Source organism: Microtetraspora sp. NBRC 16547, assembly GCF_030268965.1.
GTDB lineage: Bacteria > Actinomycetota > Actinomycetes > Streptosporangiales > Streptosporangiaceae > Microtetraspora.
This window is the reverse complement of the sequence record NZ_BSSE01000015.1, coordinates 91,450-113,509: the sequence shown is the minus strand read 5'-3', so window position 1 is coordinate 113,509 and position 22,060 is coordinate 91,450. Positions and strand designations below refer to the sequence as shown.

Genomic DNA, 22,060 nt, shown 5'->3' with positions numbered 1-22,060 from the left:
GAGGAGGGCGCAGGGCGGCGGTTTGCACGTCCATTACTTTGCCAGATCAGCCCAAGTGCCCAGCGGTGCTACTGATCCTCGCTTTTCCGGGACAAACGTCACGCCCGTGGCGGCAGCGTCGGCGTGATCGGGCGGGGGCGGTCGGCCGGGTTCGCGTTGTGCGGCGGCGACACGGCGAGGCGTTCGAGCGCGACGTCGATGGCCGCGTCGAGCTGGCTGTCCACGCCCAGCGCGTACTCCTGCGGTGTGATGTCCACCTCGATGTCCGGGTCCGTGCCGTAGTTCTCGATCCGCCAGCCGACATCGTCGAACGCGAAGGAGAACTCCGGCTGCGTGGTCACCGTGCCGTCCGCGAGATGGTGCCGCGGCCAGATGCCGACGACGCCGCCCCACGTCCGCTTGCCGACCAGCGTCCCGAGCTTGAGCAGCTTGAACGTGTGGCAGAAGATGTCGCCGTCCGATCCCGCCCACTCGTTCGTCACCGCGACCAGCGGCCCGCGGGGCGACTCCGGCGGGTACGGCTCGGGCACGCCCCAGCGCGGGAAGTCGTAGCCGAGCCGCTTGCGGGAGAGCTTCTCCAGCAGCAGTGCCGAGACGTTGCCGCCGCCGTTGAAGCGGACGTCGACGATCAGGCCCTCGCGGTCGTACTCGGCGAGGTATCCCCGGTGGAACTCGGCGAATCCGTGCGGGCCCATGTCCGGGATGTGCAGGTAGCCGACCCTGCCCTTGGTCCGCTCGTGCACCAGCCGCCGGTTGGCCGTGACCCAGTCGCGGTAGCGGCCGGGCGTCTCGTCCGCGAGAGCACGGACGATCACGCTGCGGGTCTCGCCGTCGCGCTCGACGGTCAGCTCCACCTCCTCGTCGGCGAGGTTGACCAGGAGCTGGTTCGGGGTGGTCCGCACGCCGAGCGGCTGCCCGTTGATCGCGATGACCGCGTCGCCCGGCCGTACGTCGACTCCGGGGCGATTGAGCGGCGAGGTCGCGTCGGGGTCCCAGCGGTCGCCGCAGACGATCCGGGCGACGACGTAGCGGCCGTCGCGGTAGGACCAGTCGACGCCGAGCTGCCCCTGCCAGTAATGCGGCCGCTCGCGGTACTCGCCGCCGGTCTCGTACGCGTGCGAGGTGCCGAGCTCGCCGAGCAGCTCCCACAGCAGGTCGGAGAACTCGCCCCGCGTGGTCACCCGGTCCACCAGGGGGAGATAGCGGTCGTAGACCGCCTCCCAGTCGATTCCGGCCATGTCCTCGTCCCAGAAGTGCTCCCGCTGCAACCGCCACGCCTCGCGGAACATCTGCCGCCATTCGGCGTCCGGCGCCACCGAGACCTTGACCCGGTTGAGGTCGATCCACCCGCTCGTACGGCTCGGCGTGTCGTCGTCCGGCGGCTCCTCGCCCGCCTTGACGACCCGCAGCCGGTCGCCCGCCCGGTAGAGCAGCGTGCCGCGGTCGCGGCCGAGCTGGAAGTCGGTCAGACCTGTGGCGAGCACCTCCGCCTTCTGCTTGGCGAAGTCGTAGCAGCGCAGCGCGGCGGGGCCGCCGAGCACGGGGAACGTCGTGTAGACCACCTTGCCGTCGAGCCCGGCGATCCGGCCGTACCGGCCCTCGGGAACCGGGAAGGCGACGATCCGGTCGGTCAGGCCCGCGGTCTCGATGACCACCGGCCCCGCGGTCTCCTCGGACGTGCCCCCGGTCTTCTCGGACGTGCCCCCGGTCTTCTCGGACGTGCCCCCGGTCTTCTCGGACGCGCGCTCGGTCTTCTCGGACGCGCGCTCGGTCTCCTCGGACGTGCCCCCGGTCTTCTCGGACGCGCGCCCGGTCTCCTCGGACACGCCCTCTGTCGGGGAGTCCGAGAGCGGGCGGGGCTCCGGCACGAAGGGTGAGCGCACGTCCGGCCGCAGCGTGATCGCGTACGGACGGGTGCCCAGCGGGAAGCCGAGATCGAACTGGACCTGGTCGTAGACGGGGCTGAACGCCCGCTGCCCGATGAAGTAGAGGTAGCGCCCTCCGGGGTCGAACGAGGGCCGGTGGTCGACGAGCAGGGGCAGCGTCGCCATGAACGTCTCACCGGTCTCGACGTGGAACAGCTTGATCGCGGTGGCCTGGGGGGAGGTCGGGCAGGCGTAGGCCAGCCAGGAGCCGTCGGGCGACCACTCCGGATCCTCGATCCGCCCGAACAGGCTGGCCTCCACTTCGGTCACGCGGACCTCGCGGCCGTCGCCGAGCGGGGAGAGATCGACGACGAGCAGCTCGTTGCGGTGGTTGGTGACCGCCACCCGGTCGCCCGCGGGGCAGACGACGAGCCCGTTCACCCGTCCGGTGTCGGCGGAGTCGAGCCGGATCGGCTCCGTCTCGCCGTCGGCGGTCAGGATGACCAGCACCTCGCGGTCGCCGTCGTCGCTGGCCGCCGCGATCAGCCGCCGGTTGTCGTTCAGCCAGGTCAGGAAGCGGTACCGGACGCCGTCCTGCTCGCCGTGCCGGCGGACCGGGCCCTCCCAGTTCGCGAAGGAGAACGCCTTGCCCCGCGCGGTGACGGCGAGCCCGCTGCCGTCAGGGCTGAGCGTGGCGGTGTCGAGGTACTCGGACGCCGGGACGAACCTGCGGTTGCGCTGGGTCCGCGAGCTGCCGAGCCGCACGTCGACCTCGTGGGACTCGCCGGTGGCGGGATCGAGCAGGTAGACGGCGGCGTGGGCGTGGTAGACCAGGCGATGCCCGTCGGAGGACAGGTTGCGCGCGTAGTAGTCGCCGTGATCGGTGTGCCGCCGCAGGTCCTCGCCCTGGGGAGTGCAGGAGTAGACGTTGCCGATCCCCTCGTGGTCGGAGAGGAAATAGATCCGGTCGCCGACCCAGCAGGGGGACGCGAGGTTCCCCGGAAGCAGGATGAGCCGCTGGAACGCTCCCCTCCCGGACATGTCCACCCACAGGTCGCCGACCGTCCCGCCCCGGTACCGCTTCCAACGGGCGGGATCGGCCGTGTTGCGGCCCAGAACCATGCCGTACCGCGCCTGCCCGGGCACGGTCCCGTACGAGATCGTCCCGGCCGGGCCGTAGGGCAGCCGCTCGGGGACGTCGCCGGGGTGGACGCGATGCAGCCACCGGTAGCCGTCGAACGGCTGGCGCTCGTCGCTCGCGTAGACGATCGCGCCCGCCGGGTCCCAGCCGGTCACGACGGACGAGGCGCCGTGGAAGGTGACCCGTTGCGTCGCGCCGCCGTCCGCGGGCATGACGTAGACCTCTTCCGGCCCCTCCTCGCGTCCGACGAAGGCGATCCTGGTCCCGTCGGGGGAGAACCGGGGATACGTCGCCTCCGCCACGCCCGCCGTGAGCCGGAAGGCTCGGCCGCCGTCCGCGTGCACCATCCACAGATCGTCCTCGCACGCGAAGACGATCACGTCGCGGAAGATCGTAGGAAAGCGGAAATATCCAGACATGCCGCCTCGCCGGGTGTCCTCCGGGGTCACGCCGGGACCCCTGCGGCATGAGGTCCGGGGCGGGCGAGCTCGTCCCGGGGCCGTCGGCGCCGGGATGTCCGTGGCGTGGCGTCCGGGGCCGGGCCCGGATCACGTGCCCGGCCCTTCGGTGAGCTATTCGTTCTCGGTCGTCGGCCGCTGCTCCATGGAGCCGGTCGATCCCGACGACTTCTTGGACTGCTTGGCGGAGCGGGCCTGCTTGATGGCCGACTTCTTGGCCTTGCCCGTCGACTTCGCGGCCTTCTTCTTGGGTGCTTCAGCCATAATTCCCCCGTTTGAGCGACGATGCGAGCACATGTCCGCATCAATGCGGTTGATACCCAATCCGGTTATTTGTCACCCGGTGTGGGGGTTTGCTGTGAAAGCTTGCCCAGCATGATCGATGAGACGGCCCGCCGGGAGGCGTGAACCGCGCTGCGGGCCGCTGACGGGTGGGGACATGCCCCGCCGGCGTGCGCATGGTTTCCGCAAAGTCGGGCAGAGGAGCGGCATGCGACGCGAAAACGACCGTGTGCGCGACCGCGAGAGCGGCGTCGGATCCGGCGCCGGATATGACGCCGAGATCGAGTACGAGCCCGACTTCGCCGAGGAGCACACCCCGTCCGAATCCGATCCACCCAACGCCCGGGCCTCCGACGGCATGCCCGACGAGCGCTGGGACAAGCCCACCGAGGTCTGAGGGAGCTGTGATGACGACCGGAATGATGGGGGTCGCCCCCCGGGACCTCGACGACGACGATCTCCTCCGGGAGATGCGCCACTGCCACGAAACGAGGAACGACGCCCTGCTGCACGGATCCGACGACGCGCTGGCGCGCCACACGTCCCGCACCAGAGAACTCGAAGAGGAATACCTCAAGCGGTATCCCGAACGGGACATCGACCCCATGCGCCTGCGCAGCGGAGCCCGCCAGAGGTGACCCGCCATGAGAAAGACCGCCGCAAGCAGGACGCCACGTGAGCTCGCCGGTGACGTCTCCGGCGAGGGCGCGGCGGGTACCAGGCCGCTGGCGGACGTCCAGAGCGTGTGCGACGACGACATGCGCGTGTACGAGACGGTCTGCGCGCTGAACGTCGACCGGCGCACGGCCACCGTCGCCGACGTCGCACGGCTCGCCGACCTTCCCGAGGAGTTCGTACGGCACAGCCTGGATGTCCTCGTCGCCGACGGGTGGCTGCTGCGCAGGCGAGGCGGCTACGTGGTCGGCCCGCACGACTGGGGCCTGGAGTACTGATCGGCGAACGGCGAAGCCGCCGCGCCATGGGGCGCGGCGGCTTCTCGGGCTGGGGAACCCCCGACGTCCGGAACAGACGTCGGGAGTAGACGTCCCGTCGGGAGTAGACGTCAGGAGCAGGCGGTGCCGAACGCGGCGCCGGCCTCCGAGACCTTCTGGGCGAACTCGGTGACCTTGGTCGCCGCGGAGGAGTCCGACGGGTCGATCTTGAGGTCGGCGAAGGAGTCGCCGAACTTCGTCAGCGCGCTCTGGAGATCGCCGTCGGCCTTGCCCCCGAGATCCTTGAGCTTGGCGGCGAAGTCCGCGGTGGCCTTGTTGAGCCCCTCGAAGTTCGCGCCGGCCGCGGCCGCCGCGGTCTGGTAGTCCGTCATCGCCTTGGTCGCCTCCGTGCAGAGGGCGACCTTGTCGGCGCCGCCTCCGCAGGCCGAGGTCAGGGCGAGAACGGCGGACGCCGCGACGACGGCGAGGGAGTTCCGGACGATGCTCATTACGTGCCTTCCTAGTGATCATTGACGAGGGGCGACATTAAAAACGCCCCCTTGCGAATCCCTTTCAACGCGCTTGCAAACGCGAAGATCGTAAAGTACTGGCATTGCCGGTCCTATGCTTGCGCCCATGACGCGACGACTTGCCGAAGTTGCCAAAAAAGTGGGGGTGAGCGAGGCGACGGTAAGTCGCGTGCTCAACGGCAAGGCGGGCGTTTCGGACGCGACGCGGGAGGCGGTGCTCACCGCGCTTGACGTGCTCGGATACGAGCGACCCACGCAGCTCCGCGGGGAGCGGGGCCGACTGGTCGGTCTGGTGCTCCCGGAGCTGCAGAACCCGATCTTCCCGGCGTTCGCCGAAGTGGTCGGCGGCTCGCTCGCCCAGCAGGGGTTCACGCCCGTGCTCTGCACCCGTACCGTCGGCGGCATCTCGGAGGCGGACTACGTCGACCTCCTGCTGCAGCAGCAGGTGTCCGGCGTGGTCTTCGCGGGCGGCCTGTACACGCAGGCGGGGGTGGTGCACGAGCACTACCTCAGGTTGATCGACCGGCGGCTGCCGACGGTCCTCGTGAACGCGGCCGCCGACCACTGGGAGTTCCCCCGCGTGTCGTGTGACGACTCGATCGCCGTCGAGCAGGCCGTGGGCCACCTGCGGTCGCTCGGGCACGAGCGCGTCGGCCTCGTTGTCGGCCCGCCCGACCACATGCCGTCCGCACGCAAGCTGGAGGCCTTCCGGGCGTCCGGCGGCGAGCTGGTCGAGCACACCATGCACTCGCTGGAGGGCGGCCACGCGGCGGCGGCCAAGCTGCTCGCCCGGGATGTGACGGGCATCGTCTGCGGCAGCGATCCGCTCGCGCTCGGGGTGATCCGGGCCGCCCGCCGACAGGGGTTGCGGGTGCCCCAGGACGTGTCCGTCGTCGGTTACGACGACTCCCCGCTGATGACGTGCGTGGATCCGCCGCTGACGACGATCCGGCAGCCGATCGAGGCGATGGGCCGGGCCGTGGTCGAGCTGCTGGTCAACCAGATCGACGGGACCGCGGTCGCGACCGGCGAGCTGCTCTTCGAGCCCGAGCTGGTGGTGCGCGCCTCCACGGCCCGCCCCCGCGCCGCCGCCGGTTAACCGCCGCCCGTCTGACTCGCCGCCCGCCAGGCACATGAGGTGGACGACACGGGGCGTGCGGTGTGAGCATCGTCGTCGTGGCATTGCACGCCCTCGTGGGACGAGACGCCGAACTGCGGAATCTGCTGGCCCTCGTGGACGGCCTGAAGGAGGGCGGCGGGGCCCTCGTGCTGAGCGGCGCGGCGGGCGTCGGCAAGTCGGCGCTGCTCGGGGCCGCCACGGGCGAGGCCGCCGCCAGGGGCGCGCGCGTCCTGACCGCGACCGGCGTGCCCGCCGAAGGCCAGGTCCCGTACGAGGGGCTGCGCAGGCTGCTGGCGGGGACCGGGCTCGCGCCCGGCGACCTTGACGGCGGGCCGCTGCGCGGCGCGATGTCCGTGCTGCACCGGCTGTCCGCGCTGGCGAGCGACACGCCCGTGGTGCTCGCCCTCGAGGACGCGCACTGGCTGGACGAGCCGAGCTGGGAGGCGCTCGCGTTCGTCGGCCGACGGCTGCGTTCGGACGCCGTGGTGCTGCTGGCGACCCTGCGCGACGACGCCGACTCTCAGACCAGGCTCGTCACGTCGGGGCTGCCCGCGCTGACCGTGCCGCCGCTGATCGACCAGGCGGCGGCGGAGCTGCTGGCGAGGGTCGCGCCCGACCTGGGCGTCGCGTTGCGCGCCCGCGTGCTGGCCGAGGCGGCGGGCAACCCGCTCGCACTGATGGAGTTCGCCGCGATGGCCTCCCGGCAGGACCAGGAGATGCTCGCGTCGAGCAGGCTGCCGTTGACGGAGCGGCTGGAGCGCGCGTTCGCCCAGGCGCTCGCCGTGCTGCCCGCCGACACCAGGACCCTCGCGCTCGTCGCCGCGGTCAACGAGGACGACGCGATCGAGGAGAACACGCGGGCCGCGTCCCTGCTGGCGGGCGCGCCGATCGAGGCGGCCGCGCTGGCCCCGGCGACCCGGGCGGGGCTGGTCGTGGCCGACGCCGCGCGCGTCAGGTTCCGGCACCCGCTGATCAGGTCGGCGATCGTCCAGGCGGCCGGGGCCGATCGATTACGCGCGGCGCACGCCGCGCTTGCCGCCACCCTGGCCGATGACGACGACCGCGGGATCTGGCACCGGGCGGCCGCCGCGACGTCCCACGACGACGACGTCGCCGCCGGGCTCGCCGCCGCCGCGATGCGCGCCGAAATCAGGGGCGCGGCGGGGCGTGCGCTGGAGGCGCAGGAGCGCGCCGCCTACCTCACCGCGGACCCGGCCCTCCGGGGCGCGCGGCTGGTCGACGCGGCCGTCATGGCCTTCGACCTCGGCGACCGTGCCGCCATGGAACGCCTCGTCGGCCGGGCGGAGGACGCAGACCTCGCTCCGATCGACCGGTCCAGGCTCACGTACTTTCGCGACCTCGTCCTGCATTTCGTGTGGACCGGCGTGGACCGGCTGTCCGACCTGGGCGAGTTCCTCGACCAGATGCGCGCACGTGACGGCTCGGAGTTCGCGCTGCGCTGGCTGGCTGGGGTCAGCATGCGCTGGTACTTCTCCAACCCCACGCGGGAGAGCCGCATGCCGGTGCTCGCGGCGATCGAGCGGCTCGCCGTACCCAAAGACGACCCGCAGCTCGTCTCGTCGCTAGCGATGATCTCTCCTGTCGAGCGTGGCAGGCAGATACTCGTCCAGCTCGACGCGCTGAGCAGGGCGAGCTGGGTCAGCCCGCACAACCTGCAATTGCTGGGCGCGGCGGCGAACGCGCTCGGCGCGTTCCCGCTGGGCGCCCGGCTGTACGCGGAGGCAAGCGCGGGGATGCGGACGCGGGGGCCGTTCGGGACGCTGGCGCATTCGCTCGTCGGGCAGGCGACGTCGGCGGCGCGGCTCGGCGACACCCGGCTCGGAGTCATTGCCGCCGCCGAGGCCAGGGCGCTGGCCGTGGAGACCCGGCAGCCGCAGTGGGTGCTCACCGCGGACGCCGCAGCCGCGGAGATCCACGCGCTGCGCGGCGCGACGAACGTGGCGCGCGATCTCGCCGCGCAGGTGGAACGGGCGTTCCTGTCCGCGGGCGCGTACCCGATGCTGGCTCTTGTGCAGCTCGCGCGAGGGGCCGCCGAGCTGGCCGACGGAGCCTTCGGCGCGGCCTGGGACGCGTTGCGCCCCATCTTCGACCCGAGCGAGGTCAGCTTCCACCAGTACATCCGGTTGTGGGCGCTGCCACACCTGGCGGAGGCGGCGCTGCTCAGCGGACGGCAGGCGGAGCTGCGCGCGGTCGCCGACGAACTGACCCCGGTGATCGAGGAGAGCGGGTCACCGGTCGGGCGCGTCGCGCTCGCGTACATCAGAGCCGTCACCGCCCCCGACGAGGCCGCCGAGGGGCTGTTCGCGCAGGCGCTTCGCGAGGACCTGGTCGGCTGGCCGTTCGAACGGGCGCGGCTGCGGTACGCCTGGGGCGCGTGGCTGCGCCGCCAACGTCGCGCCGCCGAGGCCAGGGCGCCGTTACGCGCGGCGGCCGAGGCGTTCGACGCCCTCGGCGCCGTGCCCTGGTCGGAACGCGCGCTACGCGAGCTGCGCGCGAGCGGCGAGCGGCTCCGCCGCAAGCACGACGCCCGCGACCGGCTCACCCCCCAGGAGCTCCAAATCGCGCAGCTCGTCGCGGAGGGCCTGACCAACCGCGAGATCGGCCGGCGGCTGTTCGTCTCGCCCCGCACGGTCAGCACGCACCTGTCGCGCATCTTCCCGAAACTCGGCATCACCACCCGGGGCGAGCTGAGCCGTCTCATGACCGCGCGGGACGGCGATTACATCATTTGACGTACGCGAGGGGAGCCGCCCGGTTCCTACCGTGGGACGCGTTCCCACTCCTTCTCCCTCGCAGAGGAGCGCCATGATCCGCAACATCGTGCTCGTCCATGGCGGCTTCGTCGACGGCTCCGGCTGGCAGGCCGTCTACGACCTGCTCGTCGCCGACGGCTACCGCGTGTCGATCGTGCAGAACCCGACCCTGTCCCTGGCCGGGGACGTCGCCGCCACCCACCAGGTCGTGGACGCCCTGGACGGCCCGTGCGTCCTGGTCGGCCACTCCTACGGCGGCGTCGTGATCACTGAGGCGGGCGGCCACCCGGGCGTCGCGGCGCTGGTGTACATCGCCGCCTTCGCGCCGGACAAGGGCGAGTCGGTCAACACGCTCATCGCCGACCCGCCGCCCGGCGCGCCCGTCCCGCCGATCCTGCCCCCGGTGGACGGATTCCTCTTCCTCGACCGCGACAAGTTCGCCGCCTCCTTCGCCGGGGACCTGCCCGCCGACCAGGCGGCGTTCATGGCCGACTCGCAGGTGCCGTGGGGCGTGGACGCCCTCGGCGGCGCGGTCACCGAACCCGCGTGGCGGGCCAAGCCGTCCTGGTACCTGGTGGCGACCGACGACCGGATGATCCCGCCGCCCGCGCAGCGCGCCATGGCGCAGCGTGCCGGGGCGACCGTCGCCGAGACGCCGGGCAGCCACTCGGTCTACCTGTCCCAGCCCGCCGCGGTGGCCGCCCTCATCCGGCAGGCCGCCGCCTGACCAGGGCCGTCATCGGCGTCCCGGCAAAGAGACCACTCTGATTCACCCTGCGCCGCTGGTCGGCTCGGCCGGGGCGACCTTGGCGGTCGCCCCGGCCGGACGCGTGCGCTGCGCAAGCGAGCGCAAATTCTTACGCGAATTGTCGTATGCTTGCGTTCGTGACACGACGGCTTGCGGAAGTGGCCAAGAAGGTGGGCGTGAGCGAGGCGACGGTCAGCCGCGTCCTCAACGGCAAGCCCGGCGTGTCCGACGCGACCAGAGAGGCCGTGCTCACCGCCCTCGACGTGCTCGGATACGAGCGGCCCTCGCGGCTGCGCGGGGAGCGGGGCCGACTGGTCGGCCTGGTGCTCCCGGAGCTGCAGAACCCGATCTTCCCGGCGTTCGCCGAGGTCGTGGGCGGCGCGCTGGCCCAGCGCGGATTCACCTCCGTCCTGTGCACCCGTACGGTCGGGGGCGTCTCGGAGGCCGGCTACGTCGATCTGCTCCTCCAGCAGCACGTGTCCGGCATCGTCTTCGCTGGCGGCCTGTACGCCCAGGGCAACGCCTCGCACACGCACTACGAGCGGGTGCGGGAGCGGGGGCTCCCCATCGTGCTGGTCAACGCCGCCGTCGAGCACCTGCGCTTCCCGCAGGTCTCCTGCGACGACGTGGCCGCCGCCGAGATGGCGCTCGCCCATCTGCTGACCCTCGGCCACCGTCGCGTCGGCATCCTGCTCGGCTCGCCCGACCACGTGCCGTCCCGGCGCAAGCTCGCCGCGTTCCGGGCGCTCGCGGAGGAGAAGGGGCTGGAACTGGCCCCCGAGCAGGTCGAGCACGCGTTGTTCTCGATCGAGGGCGGCCACGCCGCGGCGGCCCGGCTGGTGCGGCGCGGTGTCACCGGCATCGCCTGCGCCAGCGACGTTCTGGCACTCGGCGCGATCCGCGCCGCCCGCCGCGCCGGGCTGTCGGTCCCGGGGGACGTCTCCGTCGTCGGCTACGACGACTCGGCGCTGATGAACTGCGCCGATCCGCCGCTGACGACCGTGCGCCAGCCCATCGAGGCGATGGGGCGGGCCGCCGTCGAGCTGCTCGTCTCGCAGATCCGTGCGGGCGCCGTCCCGAGTGACGAGCTGCTGTTCGAGCCCGAGCTGGTCGTGCGCTCCTCCACGGGACCCGCGCCGGTCGATCCCGCCTGAGCCTGGTTTTCTCTTCTCTCCGGGGGTCTTCTCCCGAATATGACCCCAGCCCCAAAGTAGCTCTGGGGTAGATCACGGTTGCGGTTCGTGATCGTCATGAGTCGGGCATGCCGTCCGGCAGCAGCGTGGACGTTGCTGGATGACGACTGGGAGTTGGTGTCGAACAAGTCGGGCGCGGCGCGGCTGGGCTTCGGCCTGATGCTGAAGTTCTTCGAACTGGAGGCCCGTTTTCCTCGGCATGGCGGGGAGTTCCCCAAGGCCGCAGTGGACTACGTGGCTGGACAGGTGAAGGTCGAGCCGGGCCTGTTGGCCGATTACCAATGGACAGGTAGCACGATCGAGTACCACCGCTCCCAGATCCGCAAGGCGCTGGGGTTTCGCGAGTCGACCCGGGCCGATGAGGACGCGCTGATCGACTAGCTGGCCAAAGACATCTGTCCGATGGTGCTGACGGATGAGGGGATTCGGGCGGCGATGCTGTCGCGTTGCCGGAACCTCAAGATCGAGCCGCCCGGCCGGATCGAGCGCATCGTGCGCGGCTGCCGGGCCCGGTTCGAGCGGGCGTTCTGTGAGCGGGTGAGCTCGCCTACGACGCCTGCGTGTCGCCCCCGACGTTGTCGATCATCCGTTGCAGCACTTTGAGCGTAGTCACGTAGTCGGCCTCGTTGATGCCCTGGTGGATGCGGGCCCGGATGGCCGGCGCGTGCTGCTTGAGACTGGCACGAGCCTCGTCCCCCGATTCAGTGATCCACAGTCGTCCCTCGCCATCACGAGTGAGCCAGCCGCGCTCCAGCAGGACTTCCGCCTCTGCCTTCAGGTCATCTTCGGGCCTGATGTAAGAGCTCATGGCCTTCTGGAGTTCGGGGATGGTCATGCCGTGGCCATCGGGTGAGATGTCGTTCTTCGACAGGTTGCGCAGAAGCCAGAACTGAGGCTGGGTGAAGCCCAGTTCGGCCTGCTGGGCTCGGGTGAACGAGATGATGGCCTCGTAGGCCACCCCGGTCCAGTATCCGGCCGGCTGTGCCGCCAGTTCGGCGTCGGTGTTCTGCATGACCTCGTCCTTTCGTCGTCGTTGGGTACGACGCTAGAAGGACAGGGAACCGGGCCGAATCCGTAGCTTCACGGTAGTCACCACTGGAAGCCGGCGAGCTCGCTTCGGGAACCGATGCCAAGCTTGGGATAGGCCTTGTAGAGGTGATATTCGACAGTTCGGTGGCTGAGGAACAGTTGTGCGGCGATGTCGCGGTTGCTGAGGCCCCCGGCGGCGAGCCTGACGATCTGCAACTCCTGCGGAGTCAGACGGCCGAGCACGTCTCCCCCGCCGGCGCCGGCCGGTGCGACGTCACCCGAGGCTCGCAGCTCAGCCCGGGCGCGCTCCGCCCACGGTATGGCCCCCAACCGCTCGAAGATCGTCAAGGCGGAACGCAACGGCACCCGCGCGTCCGCCCGGCGACGGCCCCGGCGCAGCCATTCCCCGTACAACAGTTCGGTGCGGGCGCGCTGGAAGGGCCGCCCTCCCCTCTCGTGCAGGCGCACGGCCTGCGCGTACACCTCGCCGGCCTCCTCGGCGGGGCCGAGCAGAGCGTGGCAACGCAGCGCGACAGCCGATGCCCACGGCCTGCTTCCCGCCTGGGCCCACGCCAGGAACCGGGCAAACGGCTGCCGAGCCCGTTCCGGCACACCGGCACGTACGGCGGCCTCGACCAGATCGGTGATGGCGAAAAGGGCGGCGGCCGTGTGAGAGGCGGGTCCGCTGACGGTTTCCTCCAGCCTGCGCAACGCCTGCTCGTACCGGCCCAAACCCAGGTCGAGCAGACCCAACGCGCAGTTCGCGGATGCCGCCACCTCCGCGACACCGCCGAAGGCCCCGATGCCGTCGGCCAGGCTCGCTCCCGCGTCCCTGGCTGACGCATGGCAGCGGTCCTCATCGCCGTGAACGGCCGCGATCTGGGCCGTGATCACGGCGAGCCCGCCGGTTCGGTGACTTTGACCGGTATCCCGGGCGAAGGTGAGAGCCTCCGCGACCGTGGCGCCGGCGTCATGCTGCAGGCCGGCCACGACCTGTGCTTGCGCCAAGACCTGCAAGGTCGCGGGCAAGGCCCCCGCCTGCCCACGTCTACGGCTGCGGGCCGCATCGGCGGCGGCCAGGTCCAGCGCTGCATCATCGTCGCCGAGCAGCAGGGCGAGGTTGCCCGCGAAGAGGCGGACGTAAAGACTTCCGGCAGGCTGAGCGCGTATCGTCGTGACGAAATCATCAAGTACGGGCAGCGCCCGCGCGTAGTCACCGTCGACGAGGGATCCGAGCACGGCGACCGCCTCTGCGGTCCGTGCGTCACCGACGTCGGGAGCCAGGCCGGTGGCAAGCTCTGTCACCTGGCGCAATTCGGCGTACTCGCCGGTAGACCAGGCGCTATCGGCCGCGATGACCAGTAGAGACAGCGCCAGCCCCGGATCTTCGCCCACGATGGGTGCGGCGTTGTCAATCAGAAGCTGTGCGGCACCTCGTGGGGTGGCACGCTGCGACTCCACGCTTGCCCGGACCATAGCCAGCCGGGCGCGCAAGAACCGGTCCTCGCTCAGCTCGACAGCACGCTCGGCCAGCGCGGCCGCCTGCTCGATCCGGCCTGCCGTGATCGCCGACTGCGCGGCGAGGGTCATCCGCCTGGCCCGCTCGGCCCGGTCAGGGCTGAGCCGGGCAGCCTGCTCATAGGCGGGGACCGCCGCCGCGGGCGCCCCACGCTCCCGTGCGCGCTCGGCGGCGTGCTCCAGTTCGATCGCGACGCTCTCGTCGGGTGCCGCGGCGGCCGCGGCGAGGTGCCACACTCTCCGGTCCCCGTCTACGACGCCCGCAAGCGCCTCGTGAACGGCCAGCCGGGTGGTGAGGGGTACACACTGGTAGGCCGTCGAGCGGATCAGCGGATGGCGGAAGGTGATCACGTCCCCGGTGACCCGCAGCAGGCCGGCTTCTCCGGCGGCGTCGAGATCCTCAGCCGATCCGCCCAAGATCCGTGCCGCCCGCAGCACCGTACCGAGATCGCCCGTTCCCTCGGCGGCGGCGATCGTCAGCACGAGCCGAGACGTGTGAGGCAAGCGGTCGATTTGACCGCCGAACGCGGCGAGGACGCGCTCGGTGACCGGCAGCGCGGGCGGCGGCTCCGCCCGCCCGGCTCGCTGATCGGCGTTGAGTCCGGCCGCCAACTCGATCAACGCGAGAGGATTGCCAGCCGATTCCTCGATGATCCGCTCCCGTAGGGCCGGGGACAGATCAGGATCCCGCTCGGTGAGAAGACCGGCGGCGACCTCGCGTTCCAGCACACTGAGCGTCAGCTCGGGCAGTCCGGGGGCCTCGAACCCGTCCCGGGCCGTGAACACCATGGAGACGCCCTCGGCCTCGACTCGCCGCGCGACGAACAGCAGAGCCTGGGCCGAGGCCGCATCGAGCCAGTGGGCATCGTCGATCAAGCACAACACCGGCTGCTCCTCGGCCAGGTGGGACATCAGGGTGAGCACGGCAAGCCCAACGAGGAAGTGCTCTCTTTCCCCTACTTCGGACATGCCCAGCGCGCCACGCAGCGCCGAGCCTTGCACACCTGGCACCTCATCCAGCCGGTCCACAACAGGACGCAGCAGCCTCTGCACAGCGGCGAACGGCAGCGCCGTCTCGGCCTCCACGCCCGTGACCCTGAGCACCCGCAACCCGGCGGCATCGCGCACCACCTGGTCGAGCAGGGCAGTCTTTCCGAGGCCGGCCACGCCACGCAACACCAGAATCTCGCTGCGGCCCGACCGCGCCCGCGTCGTCAACCGCGCGATCTCGGCCCGCTCGGCGTCGCGCCCCCACAGCCTGTCCCCGGCCGACGGCCAGACCATCAGCAGGACACCCCGCAGCGACGATCGGGCATGGTATTCACAGGGAAGATCGGCGACACCAGCCCAGGCTACTTGCCCTGATGACGCGCCTCCGCCACGACCGGCGGCGTCAGAAACCGCCGCTCACGCCCCGAGCTGCGACGCCCGGCCGCAGGTGTTCGCGCAAGACTCCACCAGTATGACGAACCCAAGGATCAGGCTCGCTAACGCCACTGGCCGCTCCGTTGTTGCTCAATCGCGCGTCTCGCCTGAGGCCCTGGCCCGCTGGCTAGAAGAGCGGGATCCGGCTGCCCGGCGTCGGTGACCTCCACCCGCTCGATCGCGCAGTGTCACAGAGATTACCTAGAGCTACTTTGGGGCTGGGGTCATGTTCGGGAGAAGACACCCCATTCACGTGGCCCGCGCGCGTGGTCCGGTCCCGCATGGTCCGGTCACGTCGGCCGATCCCGCCTGGGCCTGACTGTCCCGCCCGAGTAACCCCTGATCCGAGGCCGACACCGCCCCTCCTCGTGCCGCCGATGATCGGCGGGTGCTGCCGTCGAGATTCATATTGCTGTCACTTTTTTGCATCGAGCACACCAGAGTCTTGCTCTCATCTGTGTCGCTTTGTATGTTTCTGGCAAATGTCCGGCTCGTGGCCGTTCGACGAGACGGTGGGCGAGCGGGGGCGCCTAGACGGGTCGTGGTGTGCCGTTCCAGGAGGGAACAAGATGAAATCCCGCAACCTCTCGATACTGCTGGCGGCAGGCATCACTTTCAGCGTCGCCGCGTGTGGATCCGATGCCGGCGACACCCCGCAGGCCACGTCGTCGCAGGGCTCCGCGGCCGCCGACGCCCCGGTGACGATCACGGTCGGCTGTCAGCCGCCGAAGAGCAATCCGAAGGAGCGCGCTCAGTGGGACGCCGACGTCGCCGCGTTCCAGAAGCTCCACTCGAACATCACGATCGAGAGCAAGGACTCGTTCCCCTGCATCGTCCCGGAGACGTTCCAGGCCAAGCTGGCCGGAGGGGAGATGGAGGACCTCTTCTACGTCTACTACACCGACGTCCAGAAGATCATCGCTGCCGGTCAGGCGGCCGACATCACGCCGTACATCGACACGGTCACCACGCTGAAGGACATGCGCCCGGACGTGCTCAGCGTCTTCAAGAACGGTGACAAGACCTATGGCCTGCCCAGGACCAACTACTCGACGGGCCTGGTCTACAACCGAAAGCTCTTCACCCAGGCAGGTCTCGACCCGGACAACCCGCCCAAGACCTGGACCGAGGTGCAGGAGGCGGCCAAGAAGATCGCCGCGCTGGGCCCCGGCTACGTCGGGTACGGCGAGTACAGCGCCGGTAACACCGGCGGTTGGCACTTCACCTCCGAGCTTTACGGCCGGGGTGGCGAGATGGTCAGCGCCGACGGCAAGCAGGCCGCCTTCAACAGCCCCGAGGGCAAGGCCGTGCTGGAGAACCTCAAGCAGATGCGCTGGACCGACAACAGCATGGGCACCAAGCAGCTGCTCCGCTGGGAGGACCTCATGCGCATGATGGGCAGCGGCAAACTCGGCATGATGGTCGGTGCCCCCGACGTCGTGAAGGCCGTCAACAACGACTTCAAGGGCAAGTTCGACGACTACGGAGTGACCTCGCTGCCGGAGGCCACGTACTCGCTCAGCGGCGGCGACGGCTACATGTTCAACCCCAAGGCCACGCCCGAGCAGATCAAGGCCGGCCTGCAGTGGCTGGAGTACAAGTTCCTGACCCCCGGCCAGGGCCAGTTCAACTACGAGCGCGCCAAGGCCGACGGTCTGCCGGTCGGCCTGCCGGAGACCGACCTGTATGGCGCGACCGAGCCGGGCACCAAGATCAATGAGCTGCGCACGCAGTTCGCGACGGTTCCGGTGGATCACTTCCAGCCCTACGTCGACGGCTCGGCCAACGTCCAGTTCAAGCTGGAGCCGCCGAAGGCCCAGGAGATCTACGCGGTGCTGGACACGGCGATGTCCGCAGTGCTGACCAGGCAGGACGCCGACATCGACCAGCTCCTCTCGGACGCCGAGAAGAAGGTCAACAACATCCTCGCGAAGTCCAGCTGACCTTGGGTCGTGTCCCGTGGACCCTCGCCCGCGGCGGGGATCCACGGGATACCCCCGGTTTCGGGGTGCCGGACCAGGTGGTCGGCACCCCTCCGGTCACGTCGAGATCAGGAGTCCAACCGATGACCGCAATGACCGTGAGGGGATCACGGCGCCGCACGCCTGGGGCCGTGCGGCGTGGCGTGCGCCGCAACCTGACGGCGTACGGGTTCCTCTGCGGGGCGCTGATCTGCTTCGCGTTCTTCTCCTGGTACCCGATGGTCCGGGAGTTCCTGCTCAGCTTCCAGAAGACGAACTTCGTCGGCCCGCCGGAGTGGGTCGGGCTGGACAACTTCCGAACCGTGGCGGAGGACTCGGCGTTCGGTCCGGCCTGGGCCAACACCGCGATGTTCACCCTGCTGGCGCTGATCGTCGGGTACGCCGTTCCGTTCGTGACGGCCATCGTCCTCAACGAACTGCGGCACGCGAAGGCGTACCTCAGGTTCGTCGTCTACCTGCCAGTGATGCTGCCTCCGGCCGTCGCGGTGCTGCTGTTCAAGTGGTTCTACGACCCGGGCCCCGGCCTGTTCAACCAGGTCCTGGACCTGGTGCACCTGCCCGGGCTGAGCTGGCTGGACTCCACCGACACCGCGCTGATCTCCCTGGTCATCGTCTCCACCTGGATGAACCTCGGCACCGGAACGCTGATCTATCTCGCGGCGCTGCAGAGCATCCCCAGTGATCTGTACGAGGCGGCGGAGCTGGACGGCGCCGGGCTGTTCCGGCGGGTGTGGCACGTCACGATCCCCCAGACCAAGTTGATCCTGCTGGTGATGCTGCTGCTCCAGATCGTCGCGACCATGCAGGTCTTCATCGAGCCGTACCTGCTCACCGGAGGCGGGCCGGAGAACGCGACGGTCACCGTCGCCTACCTCATGTACCAGTACGCCTTCAGCTTCGGAAACTTCGGCGGCGGCGGCGCACTGGGACTCATGCTCATGATCGTGTTGATGATCTTCTCGGCCGTCTACCTGCGCGTCTCGCGGGACAACTAGGAGGGAGTGGCACCGATGTCGAACAGCACAGGTCAGTCGTCAGGCACTGGTGTCCGGCCGAGCCGCTCGGCTCGGCCCGTCCCGCCGCCGGCATCCGGACCGGGGAAGGCCCAGGGAGCGGTCGTACGCCGGTTCCGCGGGCCGGGCAGGAAGGCGGGCGAGAACACCGGGCGCGAGTTCCGCGGCCTGGTCTCCCCGCACACGCTGAACACCACGCGCGGGCGAGTGATCTACTGGGCCGTCCTCGTCACCGTTGTGGTGAGCTTCACGGTGATCTTCGTGTTCCCGTTGTACTGGATGGTCACCGGGGCGCTGAAGTCACCCGAGGATCTCGCCCAGATGCCGCCGTCGCTCTTCCCCGAGTCGCTCAACTTCGACGTGTACAAGGAGGCGTGGGACCAGCTCGACCTGGGCCTGTTCCTTCGTAACACGGTCGTCTACGCGGCCGGCGCCTGGCTGTTCACGCTGGCCGTCGACGTCTCTGCGGCCTACGCTCTGTCGAAGCTGCGGCCGGTGCTCGGTAAGGCGGTGCTCGGCCTCATGCTCTCCACGCTGATGATCCCGCCGATGGTGATCCTGCTGCCGGCCTACCTGACGGTCAAGGATCTTCCGATCTTCGGCTGGAACCTGCTGAACACGCCCTGGGCGATCTGGCTGCCCGCCGCCGCGAACGGGTTCTTCATCTTCCTGCTCAAGCGGTTCTTCGATTCGATCCCCAGGGAGCTGCTGGAGGCCGCCGAGATGGACGGCGCCACTCCCGCACGGATCCTGTGGTCGATCGTGCTGCCGGTGTCCCGGCCGATCCTCGGCGTGGTGTCCATCCTGTCGGTGATGAACGTCTGGAAGGACTTCGTCTGGCCGCTGCTCGTTCAGCCGGATACGGACAAGATGCCGATCAGCGTCGGCATCTCCTCCCTTTCGGCGCAGATGCCGCAGAACGTGCTCATGGCCGCGCTCGTCATCGCGAGCATCCCGGCCATCGTGATCTTCCTCTTCTTCCAGCGCAGCATCATGGCCGGTCTCACCGCCGGAAGCCTCAAGGGCTGACGCGCCCTCGCGCGTCGGCCAGGTAACTCTCTGTGTGAGGAGTTGTATTCAGCATGTCCGGCAGTGCCTCTCGGGGGACGACTCCACAAGCCGAAGAATGGTGGCGTGGCGCCGCGATCTACCAGGTCTACCTGCGCAGTTTCGCCGACGGGAACGGCGACGGCACGGGTGACCTGGCCGGACTGCGGGGACGCCTGCCGTACCTCGCCGATCTCGGCGTGAACGCGATCTGGCTCAACCCCTGGTATCCCTCACCGATGGCGGACGGCGGGTACGACGTCGCCGACTATCGCAACATCGAACCGGTCTTCGGGACGCTGGCCGAGGCGGAGAAGCTGATCGAGGAGGCCCACGCCCTGGGCATCCGGATCATCGTCGACGTGGTGCCGAACCACGGCTCCGACCATCACGTCTGGTTCCAGGAGGCGCTGGCCGCCGGTCCCGGTTCGGAGGCCCGGGAGCGGTTCTGGTTCCGCCGGGGTGACGGCGACGCTCCGCCCAACGACTGGCAGTCGATCTTCGGCGGTCCGGCGTGGACCCGGGTCCCCGACGGGGAGTGGTATCTGCACCTCTTCGCGCCGGAGCAGCCCGACTTCAACTGGACCAGCCCCGCCGTACGAGAGGAGTTCCTCGACGTCCTGCGCTTCTGGTTCGACCGGGGCGTGGACGGCATCCGCATCGACTCGGCCGCCGTGCTCATCAAGGACCTCGACAGCGTCGAGGAGTCGTACACCGACCACGACGGGGTGCACGAGATCTACCGGGAATGGCGCCGGGTCTGCGACACCTACCCGGCGCGGATCCTGATCGGGGAGGTGTGGCTTCCCGACCAGGAGCGCTTCGCGAGGTACCTGCGGCCCGACGAGTTGCACACCGCCTTCAACTTCGACTTCATGTCCTCCGCGTGGGAGGTCGGCGCGCTGCGCCGCGCGATCGACATGACCCTCGCCACGCACGTGCCGCTGGGCGCGCCCGCGACCTGGGTGCTGTCCAACCATGACGTCGCCCGCCCGGTCACGCGGTACGGCAGGGCCGACACCTCGTGGGACAACGGCGATCGCAAGGACGGCGCGCCGTCCGACCTCGAACTCGGCCGGCGCAGGGCGCGGGCGGCGGCGCTGCTCGCCATGGCGCTGCCCGGCGGTGTCTACGTCTACCAGGGCGAGGAGCTGGGGCTGCCCGAGGTCGAGGACATCCCCGGCGAGCTGCGCGAGGACCCGATGTGGCGCCGCTCGGGGCACACCGTTCCCGGCCGGGACGGCTGCCGGGTCCCGTTGCCGTGGTCGGGCGCCGAGCCGCCGTTCGGCTACAGCACCGGCGAGCCGTGGCTGCCGCAACCCGCCGGATGGAAGGACCTCACGGTCGAGGCGCAGCAGGCCGATCCCGGGTCGATGCTGTCCCTCTATCGGGCCGCGCTGCGTGTCCGCCGCGAGCGACTGGGCGACGGCACGCTGACGTGGCTTCCGTCGAACGACGGCGTGCTGGCCTTCACCCGCGACTCGGGCGTGATCTGTGTCGTCAACCTCGGCCCCGATCCCGTACGGCTGCCGCCGTACGAGTCGGTCCTGCTCGCCAGCGGCCCGCTCGACGGCGACCTGCTCCCCACCGACACGACGGCCTGGCTGATCTGACGCGGAGCTGGGACCCGCCGGCGTGACCAGCGCGCTCAGGACTCGATGCGGCTCATGTCCGGATAGCGCGCGCCGTGCACCGCGTCGGCGGGTACGGCCGACTCCAGCGCGGCCAGCTGCTCCGGCGCCAGCGTGATGCCGGCGGCCGCGGCGTTCTCCTCCAGGTAGCTCAGCCGCTTGGTGCCCGGGATCGGCACGATGTCCTCGCCCTTCGCGAGCAGCCAGGCCAGGGACAGCTGGGCCGGGGTGATCCCGGCCGCTTCGGCGATCTTCCTGACCTCGGCGACCAGGGCGGCGTTGTGCGCGGCGTTCTCGCCCTGGTTGCGCGGCGTCCACTTGCGGAAGTCGTCGTCGGGAAGCTGCTCGGCCGGTGGGACCGTGCCGGTGAGGATGCCGCGGCTGATCGGGGAGTAGGCGACCAGCCCGATGCCCAGCTCGCGGGCGGTGGGCAGGATCTCCGCCTCCAGCCCCCGGGTGAACAGCGAATACTCGCTCTGCAGGGCGGCGATCGGGTGGATGCCGTTCGCCGTGCGCAGGGTCTGCGCGCTCACCTCCGACAGGCCGAGGTGCCTGACCTTGCCCTGCCGTACGAGCTCGGACATCGCGCCGACGGACTCCTCGATCGGCACGTCGGAGTTGCGGCGGTGCATGTAGTACAGGTCGATGTGGTCGACGCCGAGCCGCTGGAGGGAGGCGTCGCAGGCGGCCCTGATGTACTCCGGGGTGTTGTCGATGGAGCGGACGCCTTCCTCGCGCCTGATGCCGAACTTGGTGGCCAGCACGACCTCGTCCCTGCGGTCCTTGACGGCCCGGCCGACGAGCCGCTCGTTGTGCCCGCTGCCGTACATGTCGGCCGTGTCCAGGAAGTTCATGCCCAGATCGAGTGCGCGGTGGATGACCGCGATCGACTCCTTTTCATCGGCCGGGCCGTAGAACTCCGACATGCCCATGCAGCCGAGGCCGAGGGCCGAGACCTCCAGGCCGCCGCTTCCGAGCGTGCGCTTGATCATGCCATCTCCCGATAAACCTTGATCTTGTAGTCCAGGACCGACAGGTCCTGGGTGAGCTCGACGATCCTGGCCGCGACCTTCTCGCGATGCCGTTCCAGCGTGTGCGCGCTCAACCCCGACCTGCGTGCGGCCTCCTGGATCGTCATGTCTCCAGGGTCGCCCTTAGAGTGCACTCCACGTCAAACCCGACACGGCCCACGGCCCACGGCCCACCGGACGGAGGGGCCTCACGGTCGAAGCACGGTATCAGCCCGATCCCGCTCGCCAACGGCCCGATCGTCGACGATCTCTCCCGCGGCCGTACGGGAGGTCAGGCGGAGGCGACAAATTTGGGCCTTGACTGCGAACGGCCCCCGCTGTTCCTATAGCAATCAAAGTTA

19 protein-coding genes are annotated in these 22,060 nt (G+C 70.0%); 12 read left to right on the top strand and 7 right to left on the bottom strand.

The features are described from left to right. Window positions 1-98: 98 nt before the first annotated feature. On the bottom strand, window positions 99-3,455 hold the full coding sequence (locus QSK17_RS21045; protein WP_285706668.1) for a S41 family peptidase: 3,357 nt from the start codon (window positions 3,453-3,455) through the stop codon (window positions 99-101). 123 nt (window positions 3,456-3,578) lie between these two features. Next, window positions 3,579-3,728, bottom strand: a complete 150-nt coding sequence (locus QSK17_RS21040) for a hypothetical protein (protein WP_285706667.1) — start codon at window positions 3,726-3,728, stop codon at window positions 3,579-3,581. Between the two features lie 226 nt (window positions 3,729-3,954). Here QSK17_RS21040 and QSK17_RS21035 point away from each other — a divergent pair, with 226 nt between their 5' ends. Genes QSK17_RS21035 through QSK17_RS21025 form a run of 3 tightly spaced genes read left to right on the top strand, consistent with a single transcriptional unit; the run spans window position 3,955 to window position 4,699 of the window. Next, window positions 3,955-4,143, top strand: a complete 189-nt coding sequence (locus tag QSK17_RS21035; RefSeq protein WP_285706666.1) for a hypothetical protein — start codon at window positions 3,955-3,957, stop codon at window positions 4,141-4,143. Between the two features lie 10 nt (window positions 4,144-4,153). Continuing rightward, window positions 4,154-4,384: a DUF6158 family protein gene (locus tag QSK17_RS21030; protein WP_285706665.1), complete on the top strand. Its 231-nt coding sequence runs from the start codon at window positions 4,154-4,156 to the stop codon at window positions 4,382-4,384. Window positions 4,385-4,390: 6 nt separating this feature from the next. After that, the gene (locus tag QSK17_RS21025) at window positions 4,391-4,699 is read left to right on the top strand and encodes a hypothetical protein (protein WP_285706663.1); all 309 of its coding nucleotides are present in this window, start codon (window positions 4,391-4,393) and stop codon (window positions 4,697-4,699) included. A gap of 110 nt (window positions 4,700-4,809) precedes the next feature. Here QSK17_RS21025 and QSK17_RS21020 read toward each other — a convergent pair whose 3' ends face one another. Beyond that, window positions 4,810-5,187, bottom strand: coding sequence for a DUF8711 family protein (locus QSK17_RS21020; protein WP_285706662.1), 378 nt, complete (start codon window positions 5,185-5,187; stop codon window positions 4,810-4,812). A gap of 127 nt (window positions 5,188-5,314) precedes the next feature. Between QSK17_RS21020 and QSK17_RS21015 the strand changes: the two genes are divergently transcribed. The 5 genes from QSK17_RS21015 (at window position 5,315) to QSK17_RS20995 (ending at window position 11,424) form a co-directional block, all read left to right on the top strand. Next, window positions 5,315-6,307, top strand: coding sequence for a LacI family DNA-binding transcriptional regulator (locus QSK17_RS21015; protein WP_285706661.1), 993 nt, complete (start codon window positions 5,315-5,317; stop codon window positions 6,305-6,307). A 62-nt stretch (window positions 6,308-6,369) separates the two neighbouring features. Beyond that, window positions 6,370-9,081 carry a helix-turn-helix transcriptional regulator gene (locus tag QSK17_RS21010; protein WP_285706660.1) on the top strand — a complete coding sequence of 904 codons (2,712 nt, stop codon included), beginning with the start codon at window positions 6,370-6,372 and terminating at the stop codon, window positions 9,079-9,081. Between the two features lie 73 nt (window positions 9,082-9,154). Further along, entirely contained in the window at window positions 9,155-9,829 is a 675-nt protein-coding gene (locus QSK17_RS21005) for an alpha/beta fold hydrolase (RefSeq protein ID WP_285706659.1), read from the top strand. A gap of 158 nt (window positions 9,830-9,987) precedes the next feature. Beyond that, on the top strand, window positions 9,988-11,004 hold the full coding sequence (locus QSK17_RS21000) for a LacI family DNA-binding transcriptional regulator (RefSeq protein ID WP_285706658.1): 1,017 nt from the start codon (window positions 9,988-9,990) through the stop codon (window positions 11,002-11,004). A 96-nt stretch (window positions 11,005-11,100) separates the two neighbouring features. Next, window positions 11,101-11,424 carry a DUF4158 domain-containing protein gene (locus QSK17_RS20995; protein ID WP_285706769.1) on the top strand — a complete coding sequence of 108 codons (324 nt, stop codon included), beginning with the start codon at window positions 11,101-11,103 and terminating at the stop codon, window positions 11,422-11,424. Between the two features lie 166 nt (window positions 11,425-11,590). On the opposite strand, the gene QSK17_RS20990 is transcribed toward QSK17_RS20995, so the two are convergent. After that, window positions 11,591-12,055, bottom strand: a complete 465-nt coding sequence (locus QSK17_RS20990) for a winged helix DNA-binding protein (protein WP_285706657.1) — start codon at window positions 12,053-12,055, stop codon at window positions 11,591-11,593. 77 nt (window positions 12,056-12,132) lie between these two features. Beyond that, complete coding sequence (locus QSK17_RS20985; RefSeq protein ID WP_285706656.1) at window positions 12,133-14,874, bottom strand: ATP-binding protein; 2,742 nt, start codon at window positions 14,872-14,874, stop codon at window positions 12,133-12,135. 710 nt (window positions 14,875-15,584) lie between these two features. Here QSK17_RS20985 and QSK17_RS20980 point away from each other — a divergent pair. From QSK17_RS20980 to QSK17_RS20965, 4 genes are all read left to right on the top strand, one after another. Continuing rightward, window positions 15,585-16,958 (top strand): ABC transporter substrate-binding protein, encoded by a 1,374-nt coding sequence (locus tag QSK17_RS20980; protein WP_285706655.1) that lies wholly within the window; start codon window positions 15,585-15,587, stop codon window positions 16,956-16,958. A gap of 122 nt (window positions 16,959-17,080) precedes the next feature. Next, window positions 17,081-17,992, top strand: a complete 912-nt coding sequence (locus QSK17_RS20975) for a carbohydrate ABC transporter permease (RefSeq protein WP_285706654.1) — start codon at window positions 17,081-17,083, stop codon at window positions 17,990-17,992. A 15-nt stretch (window positions 17,993-18,007) separates the two neighbouring features. Further along, on the top strand, window positions 18,008-19,039 hold the full coding sequence (locus QSK17_RS20970; RefSeq protein WP_285706653.1) for a carbohydrate ABC transporter permease: 1,032 nt from the start codon (window positions 18,008-18,010) through the stop codon (window positions 19,037-19,039). A 53-nt stretch (window positions 19,040-19,092) separates the two neighbouring features. Further along, window positions 19,093-20,670, top strand: a complete 1,578-nt coding sequence (locus QSK17_RS20965; protein WP_285706652.1) for a glycoside hydrolase family 13 protein — start codon at window positions 19,093-19,095, stop codon at window positions 20,668-20,670. 35 nt (window positions 20,671-20,705) lie between these two features. Here QSK17_RS20965 and QSK17_RS20960 read toward each other — a convergent pair whose 3' ends face one another. Further along, a complete protein-coding gene (locus QSK17_RS20960) occupies window positions 20,706-21,680 on the bottom strand; it encodes an aldo/keto reductase (protein ID WP_285706651.1) in 975 nt (324 codons plus the stop codon). Continuing rightward, a complete protein-coding gene (locus tag QSK17_RS20955) occupies window positions 21,677-21,826 on the bottom strand; it encodes a MerR family transcriptional regulator (RefSeq protein WP_285706650.1) in 150 nt (49 codons plus the stop codon). Before QSK17_RS20955 ends, QSK17_RS20960 begins: the two co-directional genes overlap by 4 nt. Window positions 21,827-22,060 lie beyond the last annotated feature (234 nt).

Excerpts from the sequence above, each read along its gene's own strand:
- QSK17_RS21040 (WP_285706667.1), bottom strand. The coding sequence starts at position 3,728 with ATGGCTGAAGCACCCAAGAAGAAGGCCGCGAAGTCGACGGGCAAGGCC.
- QSK17_RS21035 (WP_285706666.1), top strand. The coding sequence starts at position 3,955 with ATGCGACGCGAAAACGACCGTGTGCGCGACCGCGAGAGCGGCGTCGGA.
- QSK17_RS21030 (WP_285706665.1), top strand. The coding sequence starts at position 4,154 with ATGACGACCGGAATGATGGGGGTCGCCCCCCGGGACCTCGACGACGAC.
- QSK17_RS21025 (WP_285706663.1), top strand. The coding sequence starts at position 4,391 with ATGAGAAAGACCGCCGCAAGCAGGACGCCACGTGAGCTCGCCGGTGAC.
- QSK17_RS21020 (WP_285706662.1), bottom strand. The coding sequence starts at position 5,187 with ATGAGCATCGTCCGGAACTCCCTCGCCGTCGTCGCGGCGTCCGCCGTT.
- QSK17_RS21015 (WP_285706661.1), top strand. The coding sequence starts at position 5,315 with ATGACGCGACGACTTGCCGAAGTTGCCAAAAAAGTGGGGGTGAGCGAG.
- QSK17_RS21005 (WP_285706659.1), top strand. The coding sequence starts at position 9,155 with ATGATCCGCAACATCGTGCTCGTCCATGGCGGCTTCGTCGACGGCTCC.
- QSK17_RS20995 (WP_285706769.1), top strand. The coding sequence starts at position 11,101 with ATGAGTCGGGCATGCCGTCCGGCAGCAGCGTGGACGTTGCTGGATGAC.
- QSK17_RS20990 (WP_285706657.1), bottom strand. The coding sequence starts at position 12,055 with ATGCAGAACACCGACGCCGAACTGGCGGCACAGCCGGCCGGATACTGG.
- QSK17_RS20985 (WP_285706656.1), bottom strand. The coding sequence starts at position 14,874 with ATGGTCTGGCCGTCGGCCGGGGACAGGCTGTGGGGGCGCGACGCCGAG.
- QSK17_RS20980 (WP_285706655.1), top strand. The coding sequence starts at position 15,585 with ATGAAATCCCGCAACCTCTCGATACTGCTGGCGGCAGGCATCACTTTC.
- QSK17_RS20975 (WP_285706654.1), top strand. The coding sequence starts at position 17,081 with ATGACCGCAATGACCGTGAGGGGATCACGGCGCCGCACGCCTGGGGCC.
- QSK17_RS20970 (WP_285706653.1), top strand. The coding sequence starts at position 18,008 with ATGTCGAACAGCACAGGTCAGTCGTCAGGCACTGGTGTCCGGCCGAGC.
- QSK17_RS20965 (WP_285706652.1), top strand. The coding sequence starts at position 19,093 with ATGTCCGGCAGTGCCTCTCGGGGGACGACTCCACAAGCCGAAGAATGG.
- QSK17_RS20960 (WP_285706651.1), bottom strand. The coding sequence starts at position 21,680 with ATGATCAAGCGCACGCTCGGAAGCGGCGGCCTGGAGGTCTCGGCCCTC.
- QSK17_RS20955 (WP_285706650.1), bottom strand. The coding sequence starts at position 21,826 with ATGACGATCCAGGAGGCCGCACGCAGGTCGGGGTTGAGCGCGCACACG.